Consider the following 10652-nt stretch of genomic DNA (forward strand, 5'->3'; position numbering starts at 1 on the left):
CGCTACCAGCGCGACGATGGCATTGTCATCTACATCAACGGCACGGAAGTTATCCGGGAAAACCTACCGGCGAGTCCTGCCCCCATTAGTTACACNACCCTGGCCACTGCCTTCCCGTCGGATGCCGATGAAGTAGCCTGGATTACGATAAATCCGTCCAGCTATAGTACTCTGTTACAGGATGGACAGAACCTGATTGCGGCCGAAGTACATCAGGTTTCCACGACCAGCTCCGATATCCGCTTCAACATGGAACTGCTCCAGACACCGAATACGGTGAGCATAATCCGGGGCCCTTACCTGCAAATGGGCACCTCTTCGGCCGCTACTATCCGATGGCGTACCAATGTACCCGCCATCGGTCGGGTAACATTCGGTCTTTCGGCAACCAGTCTGACCGGGGTAGTTAGTGAACCGACCAGCACCACTGAACACGAAGTACGGTTAACGGGTCTCCTTACCGATCAGCAGTACTTCTACTCTGTCGGAACTACGTCCGGGATTCTGGAACAGGGCATTAACAATTATTTCTGGACTGCGCCATCACTCACGACTAAACGTAAAATTCGCATTGCCTCCTTCGGGGATGTTGGTACCAATATCAACACAAATCAAGCTTATGTGCGGGATGCCTTTCTCAATTTTCGGAGCAACACGCCTACTGACCTCTGGATGCTTATCGGCGATAACTCATACGACGGGGCCGATAGCCAGTACCAGACTAATTTTTTCGACCCATTCAAAAGCAGTCTGTTGAAGAATTGTATGCTGTTTCCCGTGCCAGGAAATCATGATTATCAGGACTACGTTCGGTACCCAACAGCCCCTGACCGGCGGGTCGAGCGTGACATAGATTACTACGCTATGTTTAGTCTTCCTACCAATGCCGAAACAGGCGGAATTCCCTCTCAATCCGAACAATATTACTCGTTCGATTACGGCCCTGTTCACTTTGTAATGCTTGATAGCTATGGAAAGAATCCGGTGCAGGTAAACAGTACTTCGCCCATAGTGCCTAAAGCCTTTTATGAAGATACAATCACCGTGGGCTACACCATACCGAATGAACAGATCGCCTGGTTAAAACAGGACCTGGCGGCTACTTCTCAAAAGTGGAAGATCGTTTATTTCCACCATCCGCCCTACACGCGGGGAACCCACGATTCGGAGTCAGAATCGGAACTGATCGACATCCGGATGAAGATCAATCCCATTCTGGAACGGTTTGGCGTCGACATGGTCGTTACCGGCCACAGCCATGTGTACGAGCGGTCATATCCGTTACACGACCACCGTGGCGCGATGAGTGAGTTCGCGATGAACCCTTCGGCTTTCCGCTTTCCGGAAGACAATGGCAGCGGACGGTATGATGGCTCATCCAGTTCCTGCCCGTATAAAAACACTTCCGAAAAAAAGAAGCAGGGTACAGTTTATGTTGTATCAGGATCATCGGGTGCTCTCGAACCGCAGAAACCGGACTTAGGAATCCACTCTGCTATGGTGCCGGGGACTACCCAGAAACTGATTGGTGGTTCCTTTTTCATGGAAGTAGAAGATAATCGTCTGGATGCTAAATTTCTGCTCAACGTAGCTAACTCGCCAGGCTCTTACACCATCACCGATCAGTTCACGATGATGAAAGATGTAGACAAAACACAATCGTTTACCATTACAAACGGGCAGTCAGTCACCCTTTCGGCTTCGTTCATCAGCGATTATGCCTGGAGCAGCCCCACCAGCACCACGTTTGCAGCTTCAACCCCTTCGGTCGTTGTTACGCCCGCTACCAGCACGACCTATGTGGTTCGAGACAGCAAAAATTGCCTGCTGGATACGTATGTTGTACAGGTAACCGGCAATGGAGCCATGTTTACCGTTAAAGTCGGCAACTGGAACGACCCCACAGTTTGGTCGGGCAATCGCATCCCGGTCAGTACAGACCTGATTCAGATCAGGCACAACGTAGCCATTCCAGCCAGCATACAGGCCCGTGCTCTCCAGGTGCAATTCAATCCGGGCGTTAGCCTGAGCTACGGCCTGGGTGCCCAACTGCTATTGAGCCAGTGACTGAGGTCTGTCAATTCAGCACCCGACTTTGCCGGCAAGAAGGGTACGTTCAATCGTTGGGACCAGGTGTGTTACCCTATAACCGGAACAGCCCGTTACGGTAATTCGCAACGGGCTGTTCCGGTTAGAGTTTATGCTGGCGTGACTATTACACGACCAGAATATCTTTCTCTTTGGCAACAAATGTCTCGTCAATCCGGGCAATGAAGGCATCGGTTAATTTCTGAACGCGCTCCTCCCCTACTTTCACCGCATCTTCCGACACGCCGTCTTTGGTGAGTTTACGAATATCATCGTTGGTGTCTTTCCGAATATTGCGAACGTTTACTTTCGCGGTTTCTACCTCCTGCTTTACCTTTTTGACCAGGTCGCGCCTGCGCTCTTCGGTAAGGGGTGGTATACTGAGCCGGATCTGCTCACCGTCGTTATTCGGGTTGAGGCCAAGGTTCGAGTTACGGATCGACTTTTCCACCTCGCTGATGAGCTTTTTCTCAAACGGTTTGATAACGATGGTTCGGGCATCAGGCGTGTTGACAGAAGCCACCGTATGCAGGGGCGACAACATCCCGTAATATTCTACCTGAATCCCGTCCAGCATACCCGGATTAGCTTTACCAGCACGGATTTTGGTTAATTCGATGGCCAGGTGTTTGAGTGCCTTCTCCATCGTATCTTTTGCATCGTCGAGGAATAGCTCGATTTCTTCCATGAGTACGGTTTATGGTTTACGGTTTATCGTTTATGCCGGGCCTATCTGTAAACAGGTCTCTTTGGGCAACCGCTCCGGCGGCACGGCATAGACGATAAACTACTATTGTTTTTATTATTTCGTTGTGATGAGCGTACCAATGTCGTCGTCGCCCTTAATAAGTCTTAGTAGGCTCCCCTCTTCATTCATATTGAAAACGATGATGGGTAAGTTGTTTTCCTGGCAAAGCGTAAAGGCTGTCATATCCATAACGTTTAATTTCTTTTCGTAAACGTCGTCGAAACTGATGGTGGTATAGCGGGTAGCTGTTTTATCTTTCATCGGGTCGGCCGTATAGACCCCATCAACTTTAGTCCCTTTGAGTACTACGTCGGCTTCTATTTCGATGGCTCGCAGGGCGGCTGTCGAGTCCGTCGTGAAGTACGGATTACCGGTACCGGCCGCAAAAATCACTACGCGTCCTTTTTCGAGGTGGCGCACGGCCCGCCGGCGTACGTACGGTTCGCAGACCTGCTCCATCCGGATGGCCGACATTACCCGCGTGTACATACCGTGTTCCTCCAGTGAGCTTTGAATAGCCATGGCGTTGATTACGGTGGCGAGCATCCCCATATAGTCGCCCTGTACGCGGTCGATGCCGGAACGCTCCCCGGATACACCCCTAAAAATATTTCCTCCGCCAATTACGATGGCCACCTGCACACCCAGATCAGCTACTTCTTTGATTTCCTGACTGTATTTTTCGAGTACAATCGGGTCAATGTTATACCCATTCGGCCCAGCCAGTGCCTCTCCACTCAGCTTGAGCAGAATCCGTTTATACGTTGTTTGCGATGTCATGAGGGGGAATTTTGCGGGTAAAGATAGGGAAAAAGGGAGGAATGAAACGACAGGAAATCGAAGTTCATGCCGATTTCCAAAGGGCCTTCACCTTAGCCAGGTCCCGTTTCATCGCCGTAAATAGCTCATTTCTAGGGATTGACAGTTTCGTCGCCCCATGTTCGGCCCCACCCATTGGGTACTCGATATGTAAGGTAACAGGAACTTTTAGCCTGGCCTGTTTAAGCAGTTGAAAATAGGTTTTGAAGGCTACCATGCCATCGCCCAGGGGTACGTCCTGCACGATCCACTTGTCGGCCCCACCCCCGTTTTTTTTGTTCGTCCAGTAAAAGTCTTTTACCGTAATGCACTTGATTTGCGGCATCAGTAACCGCAGGCCGTTTGGCCACGACAAGCCCCCTTCTACCACCGCGTGCCGGATATCAAACTGAGCCCCCATGTGCTGCGCATCAGCCGTTTTGAGCATCTCCCAGACTTCCCAGACCGTTGATCCGGCCAACAGGCCGGCATGATTCTGGTAGCATCCCGTCAGCTTCAGGCTTTTGTTCAGTTCGCCCAACGCCCGTATCTCCTCCTGAAAATGGGAAATAGAATCGGGAATGGACCGGTTATCGTCGTAGGGATACCAAATCATCCGGTACAACTGGAAACCAAGCTGGGCAGCCGTTTTCAGCACCCGAACGTCGGTCTGGTTTCTCACATCGCCAACGGCGGTAGTCATTAGTTTGGGTGGTAATCCGGCTTTTTTAAGGGCCTCAACCGCTTTTGGCAAGTCGTCTGCTACCCGTTCGGGCAGTACATGGCCGTCGGGACGAACGCTTAGATCAACCCCATCGAATCCCATTTCGGCCGCAGCGTCGGCCATGTCGGTGTAGTTCAGGAATTGCAGGTGCTTCGAAAAAATATGAATATCGGGCAAATCGACAGCCGCGCCGGTGGCAGGTTCCGTGGCGAAAGCGGGGGACCAGAGTGGCAGGGCACCGGCGGCTAAAGCGGCCTGGGCCAGAAAACGGCGACGGGAGGGTACTGTATCCATACCCCTACAAACACCAGGCTAGTCAAATTCTACCAATAACTGCCCTTTCTCAACCCGGTCTCCTTTGTTGGGACGTATCGCTTTTATGATGGCATCGCTGGGGGCTTTCAGTACGTTTTCCATTTTCATGGCTTCCAGAATAAGCAGGCTATCCCCCTTTTTGACCGCATCGCCCGGCTGTACGCTAATGCCTACAATCATACCCGGCATGGGTGCTTTCAGTTCATTGATTTTTTTACTGGCCGCGTCGCTCATACCCATCGTTTCGAGCAGCAGGTCGAAACGGTCTTTCAACTGAACCTGATGAATATGACCATTAATTTTCAGGCTCACCGTTTTTTCGGTCGGGTTCATCTCCAGCACCTCCGCCAGGTACGACTTGTTCTGGTGAATAATATGGAACGTACGGTCAGTAATCCGGACAAGGTCCCAGTTGACTAATTCTCCGTTGAGTAGCGGCCCATTGAGGGTAAAGTCAATCGTGGCAGGTTGCTGGTTGAGGGTTGTCTGATACATAGCGGTTAGGGTATTAGGGACGCTGGAAGACAAAAGTGCAATTTAATCCCGACATCAGGTCCGGTTTACCGGTTTACCAGCCAGATGCCCAATAAACATACGGCCATGCCAACAAACTGCACGGGGTAAATGGTTTCTCCATCCAAAACACCCCACATCAGGGCTACAATAGGAATGAGATACGTGACCGAAGCCGCAAACAGGGGCGATGATAATTGCATGACCCGGTTGAAAAAGATGGACATCATCCCCGAACCCAATACGCCCAGTGTAACCAGCGCTGCCAGCGACCAGCTGTTCTGGACGGCCATCACCCGTTCCAAAAAATCGGTGGGCATCAGCGTGAGCAGGGCGATAGGCCCGGCAAAGGCAAACAGCCAGGCGGTTGATACCAGCGCGGGCAAATGACTCAGATAACGACCGATCAGGTTCGTGTTCAGACCGTAACAAACAGTTGCCACAACCACCAAAAGGGCATACCCGTTTATTTCAAAGGAACCCGTAGTGCTAAAAAACACCAGCAGCAACGAACCAGTCAGCCCCAGCAGAATACCCGTTACCTGCTTTACTTTGAGCGACTGGCCAAAAAATACGCCCCCCAGAATCAGGGTGAACAGGGGGCTCAACGAATTAAGTGCCCCAGCCAGCGAACTGTTCAGGTGCGCTCCTGCTTCGGCAAACAAAAAGGCAGGAATAACGAACCCGATTATACCGGATGCCAGCAGTGCCACCCACCGGTGCCGAACCATTACCCGAATAGACCCCTGACGGCTTTGCTGCGCCAGGAAAGGGGTAAAAAACAGCAGCGCAAATACCAGTCGCCCCGCGCCTACCTGCTCGGGAGGAAAGGCAGTCAGACTTCGTTTGATGAGAATAAACGAGCTACCCCACACCAACGCCAGCAGGGATAGTAATACCCAGGCCAGCAGGGGCCGCTTTTGAGCAATAACAACGGGTTCGCTTATGGTCATCGTTTTATGCAGCGTCAGGAAATCAGGGCCAGGTCGTAGGTCTCTGCTATTTCATCCAGCAGTGCAGAAACCCCGCTGTACGAATCGGTCGTTACCAACTGCATCCGGTACGGTTTAAAATCGGGTAGTCCTTTAAAATAGTTGGCGTAATGACGTCGCATCTCGAAAAGGCCCACAATTTCCCCTTTCCAGCGAATGGAGAAATCCAGGTGCTGACGGCAAACCGCTACCCGGTCCGCCACAGTTGGGGGAGGCAGGTGTTGCCCCGTCTGGACGAAGTGTTTGATTTCGTTAAAAATCCAGGGGTGTCCAATACTGGCCCGGCCAATCATAACCCCATCCACCCCGTACCGGTTTTTGTATTCCAGTGCCTTTTCGGGCGACTCGATATCCCCGTTACCGAAAATGGGAATCTGAACGCGGGGGTTGTCTTTGATACGCCCGATAAGGGTCCAGTCGGCTTCCCCTTTGTACATCTGCACGCGCGTCCGTCCATGGATAGTCAAGGCTTTAATGCCAATATCCTGCAGTCGTTCGGCTACCTCGCCTACATTTTTGGTATTTTCATCCCAGCCCAGCCGGGTTTTGACCGTAACGGGCAGATGCGTCGCGTTCACAACGGCTTCCGTCATGCGGACCATTTTGGGAATATCCTGCAACAAAGCCGCCCCGGCACCCCGGCAGGCTACATTCTTCACCGGGCAGCCGTAGTTAATATCAATCAGGTCGGGTTGGGCGCGGGTGGCAATTCGGGCGCACTCGCCCATGGTTTCTACGTCGGAGCCGAAGAGTTGAATACCGATGGGTCGTTCATATTCGAAGATGTCCAGTTTCTGAACGCTTTTGGCCGCATCCCGAATAAGCCCTTCGGACGAGATGAATTCCGTATACATCAAATCGGCCCCGTTCGCTTTGCAAACGGCCCGAAACGGCGGGTCGCTGACATCCTCCATCGGAGCCAGGAGCAGCGGAAAATCCGGCAGTTGTATGTCCCCAATTGTTACCACGCTTTTCCAGTTTTTACGAAACACAAATGTACAAATTACGCTTTACACCTTAATTTGGTTCCAGTACTATTCAGGGCAAAGCCGCTCAATTGCCCATTATTAGGTGTATGTATCTATATTTACCGATAATATGCAACCCATATATACATCCGAAGGTGCTGAATCCCGCCCACCCACGATAGGTGGATTGGCCATGCTAATCGGTTTTATCCTGATTGGAGGGGTTATCAGCACCCTTATATTATTTGTCATACTGGCTCTCAGCAAGGGAATGGGTTTAACCGAAGCCCAGACTTACCTGAGTGCGCTGGCGCTAAACCCGTCGGCTGAAACGGGCAGCTGGTATGAGTTAATGCTGCTTCAGGGGGTTAACCATCTGGGCACATTTCTCCTGCCCGCGCTGGGATACTGGTACATTATTGAACGACGTACATGGAGTCAGTTCAGTGCCCGGCCCGTATCAGCCGTTGCCGGTTTGAGTCTGGTCGCTTTCATTGTCATTGCGTTCATGCCGTTTGATGGTCTTGTTATCGAATGGAACCAAAATCTGCACTTACCCGAAACCCTGGCGCCTATCGAGCAATGGATTCGTGCCAAAGAAAAAGGACTTGAAGGCATTACCCGATTTCTGACCACCTTCAACACGATTGGCCAGTTGCTGGTGGCGATGGTAGTGATTGCCATCATTCCGGCCATTGGGGAAGAACTCCTTTTTCGGGGTATTTTACAACGCAACATCAGTTTCTGGACCGGAAGCGTCCATATCGGCATTTGGGTAGCGGCTGCGCTTTTCAGTGCCATTCACGTTCAGTTTCTTGGCTTCTTTCCGCGAATGCTGCTCGGTGCGCTGTTCGGCTACCTGTATGTATGGTCGGGTACTATATGGGTTCCCATGCTGGCTCACTTCGTCAACAATGGCTTTACGGTGCTTATGGTTTACCTGCATCAACAAAAGATGACTACCCTGGATATTGAAAGTACGCAGTCCATACCCATAGCAGGGGCACTGACGGCAGGCATCATTACAACAGGATTGCTCTATTACTTTAAGACTATAAATCAACCTGACGTTTGAGGTATGTGACTGACTGACCATTCAGCCGGTTACACACCTCAAATGACAAACGTCCAATAATACTACGTGACTGAAAACTGGGAATCTATTTATTCCACCCCCCTGCCTCACCGGGCCGAACTGGCCAAAGCCCTCTTGCTTGAACATGATATACCCGCCGTCGTGACTACGAGCCAAAGCAGTAGTTATCCTACTATCGGCTGGGGTAAAAACGAGGTGCATGTGTTAGTCAAAGATGCTATTTTAGCCAAAGTCATCCTGGAAAATGAAGCAACGTTTAGCTAGACTGACCAATCTACAACAGCGGGTTGTTGCGGCTATTGTGGGTGTCCCGTTTATCCTGTTTATGATTTGGTATGCCGACTGGACGCTGGCGTTGCTGTTTTGCGTGGTCAGTGCCCTTACCCAACGGGAATTTTACCGGCTGCTCGGCCTGGACGGGTTCGAACCGCTCACGGCCTACGGTACATTAGTCGGCACGATGATTTGTGTGCTGGCTTATTTTGTTGAGACAGACCAGATCAGCATGGGTAGTTATTTTCTGATTTGTCCGGCATCGTCCATGATTTTCCTGATCAAGCTGTACAAAAAGAAGGATATGAAACCGTTTACCAACATTGGGTTTACGTTTCTGGGGATCATCTATGTAGCCATGCCTTTTGCCCTGCTGATTATTATGGCCCTACAGGGTGGCACCTTTCATCCCATGATTATTACGGGCTGTTTGTTGCTCCTCTGGGCCAGCGACATCGGGGCTTATTTTGCCGGCACCAAGTTTGGCCGACGAAAACTGTTTGAGCGCGTATCGCCTAAAAAATCGTGGGAAGGCAGTCTGGGCGGGGCAGCCGCAGCCGCAGTTATAGCCCTGGGCTTAACATTCTGGGCACCTGAACTAAAGCCCTGGCAATGGTATTGCGTAGGGGGTATTATTGTAGTAACGGGTACCTACGGCGACCTGGTCGAGTCCTTATTCAAGCGGAGTATCGCCATCAAAGATTCGGGCACCAGCATTCCGGGACACGGTGGTTTTCTGGACCGCTTTGATGGGCTCCTGCTGGCCACCCCGTTCATTATTACCTTCCTGAAATTATTTGCCTAGTGTGTCTGTGCTATGGTGACCACGTCCCTTCAAAAAATAAATTGACACCTACCGAACTAATCCCTAATCTTTCTTAAAATTTGGGTAGCCGAAACCATATACTGCCTTTTACTCGTTTACTTTGTAGTTTAGCACACAGGTTCTATGAAGAAGTTGTCAACGTTATTGGTCTTTATACTGGTCTTATCTGCCCTGGCGGGGCTGTTCTCAGCCGCACGGGCACAGGGGCAGGACCGTCAGGTAACGTTCACAGGCTTTATTACGGGCGGCAAAACCAACGAAGCCCTGCCGGGTGCCTATATCTACATTCCTAAAGCAGGGAAAGGGGTTTTAGCCGCTCCAAACGGCTATTTTGCCCTGCCGGTTTTTCCGGGTGATAGCGTTATTTTCAGTTACGTCGGTTTCCGCACGCAGTACCACATTATTCCCCGCCGGTTATCAGAACTTACGTACTCCGCGGTAGTAGCGTTGCAGGAAGATGTAAAAACACTGGCTGAAGTAAAGGTATATCCTTATGCTACGGAAGAGTTATTTAAGGAAGCTTTCGTCAATCTGAAACTCCCCGACGAGAAAGAGCGGGAAAACTTAGCCCGCAATACCAGCCCGGAAGCCCTCATGCGGCAGGCGGCAACCATGCCGATGAGTGCGCTGGCCAATCACCAGAATTTTGTCAATCAGCAGTTCTTTGGGCGGGAATCCATTATTGGGCGCAGTGCTACCCCTACATTTGCGTTTACCAACCCCTTTGCCTGGGCCAACTTCATCCGCTCGGTGAAGCGGGGTGATTTGAAGAACAAAGAGTGGCGGAGCGAGTACAACAAAGCCCCCCGCGAAAACGTATCCCGAAAAGACATTCTGGAGGACGGGAATTAGCCCCTACTCAGTCCGGCTTCCCCGCCAGAAAATCGAGTAATTTTTTTCGATAATTATACCCAATCGGGAGAGCCTCTTCATGGATAAATAACTGACTGCCCGACAGGTCGGTACGGGTTATATGATCCCTATTTATACAAAACCCTTTGTGAATCTGCACGAAACGCTCATCCAGTTGATGGATGAGTTTGGCCAGTGATGTTTTTAAGGCGTACTTTTTGTTGTGGGCGAATAAAAAGCAATAGTTTCTTTCGACGCGTATATAATAGAGATTAAGTCAATTTGATTGTTTATCTACACACGCGACCTTTGCCTGATGAAATCGACCCAATGGCGAACCAACCCCACTCGTTTTTTGGCTATGACAGGCTATACCATCGAGCAGTTTGATGCACTCTTGCCCTTCTTTGAAGAGGCCCATGATGACTATCTTCAACGATTTTACCTTGATGGCAAGCC

Annotated in this window: 12 protein-coding genes; 5 read left to right on the top strand and 7 right to left on the bottom strand. The window is 50.8% G+C overall.

The window, feature by feature from the left end; genetic code table 11:
* Positions 1–306: 306 nt before the first annotated feature.
* On the top strand, positions 307–2067 hold the full coding sequence (locus tag B157_RS34680; protein ID WP_425423188.1) for a metallophosphoesterase family protein: 1761 nt from the start codon (positions 307–309) through the stop codon (positions 2065–2067).
* Between the two features lie 148 nt (positions 2068–2215).
* On the opposite strand, the gene frr is transcribed toward B157_RS34680, so the two are convergent.
* From frr to dusB, 6 genes are all read right to left on the bottom strand, one after another.
* A complete protein-coding gene (gene frr / locus B157_RS0107425) occupies positions 2216–2776 on the bottom strand; it encodes a ribosome recycling factor (protein ID WP_020602728.1) in 561 nt (186 codons plus the stop codon).
* A gap of 114 nt (positions 2777–2890) precedes the next feature.
* On the bottom strand, positions 2891–3616 hold the full coding sequence (pyrH, locus tag B157_RS0107430) for a UMP kinase (protein ID WP_020602729.1): 726 nt from the start codon (positions 3614–3616) through the stop codon (positions 2891–2893).
* A 64-nt stretch (positions 3617–3680) separates the two neighbouring features.
* Positions 3681–4652 carry a sugar phosphate isomerase/epimerase family protein gene (locus tag B157_RS0107435; RefSeq protein WP_020602730.1) on the bottom strand — a complete coding sequence of 324 codons (972 nt, stop codon included), beginning with the start codon at positions 4650–4652 and terminating at the stop codon, positions 3681–3683.
* 18 nt (positions 4653–4670) lie between these two features.
* A complete protein-coding gene (locus B157_RS0107440; protein WP_020602731.1) occupies positions 4671–5168 on the bottom strand; it encodes an acyl-CoA carboxylase biotin carboxyl carrier protein subunit in 498 nt (165 codons plus the stop codon).
* 65 nt (positions 5169–5233) lie between these two features.
* Complete coding sequence (locus tag B157_RS0107445) at positions 5234–6139, bottom strand: DMT family transporter (protein ID WP_020602732.1); 906 nt, start codon at positions 6137–6139, stop codon at positions 5234–5236.
* A 14-nt stretch (positions 6140–6153) separates the two neighbouring features.
* Positions 6154–7146: a tRNA dihydrouridine synthase DusB gene (dusB, locus tag B157_RS0107450; RefSeq protein ID WP_026308555.1), complete on the bottom strand. Its 993-nt coding sequence runs from the start codon at positions 7144–7146 to the stop codon at positions 6154–6156.
* A 193-nt stretch (positions 7147–7339) separates the two neighbouring features.
* Between dusB and B157_RS0107455 the strand changes: the two genes are divergently transcribed.
* The 4 genes from B157_RS0107455 to B157_RS0107470 all read left to right on the top strand — a co-directional run bounded on the left by B157_RS0107455 (position 7340) and on the right by B157_RS0107470 (position 10193).
* A complete protein-coding gene (locus tag B157_RS0107455; RefSeq protein WP_020602734.1) occupies positions 7340–8221 on the top strand; it encodes a CPBP family intramembrane glutamic endopeptidase in 882 nt (293 codons plus the stop codon).
* Positions 8222–8287: 66 nt separating this feature from the next.
* A complete protein-coding gene (locus tag B157_RS0107460; RefSeq protein WP_018620621.1) occupies positions 8288–8506 on the top strand; it encodes a putative signal transducing protein in 219 nt (72 codons plus the stop codon).
* A complete protein-coding gene (locus B157_RS0107465; RefSeq protein WP_020602735.1) occupies positions 8487–9320 on the top strand; it encodes a phosphatidate cytidylyltransferase in 834 nt (277 codons plus the stop codon). Before B157_RS0107460 ends, B157_RS0107465 begins: the two co-directional genes overlap by 20 nt.
* 144 nt (positions 9321–9464) lie before the next feature.
* Positions 9465–10193 (top strand): carboxypeptidase-like regulatory domain-containing protein, encoded by a 729-nt coding sequence (locus tag B157_RS0107470; RefSeq protein ID WP_020602736.1) that lies wholly within the window; start codon positions 9465–9467, stop codon positions 10191–10193.
* Positions 10194–10200: 7 nt separating this feature from the next.
* Here the strand turns inward: B157_RS0107470 and B157_RS40415 are convergent, their stop codons facing one another.
* Positions 10201–10455: a LytTR family transcriptional regulator DNA-binding domain-containing protein gene (locus tag B157_RS40415; protein ID WP_425423189.1), complete on the bottom strand. Its 255-nt coding sequence runs from the start codon at positions 10453–10455 to the stop codon at positions 10201–10203.
* Positions 10456–10652 lie beyond the last annotated feature (197 nt).

The sequence above is a fragment of the Spirosoma spitsbergense DSM 19989 genome (assembly GCF_000374085.1).
In the GTDB taxonomy this organism is placed as follows: Bacteria; Bacteroidota; Bacteroidia; order Cytophagales; family Spirosomataceae; genus Spirosoma; species Spirosoma spitsbergense.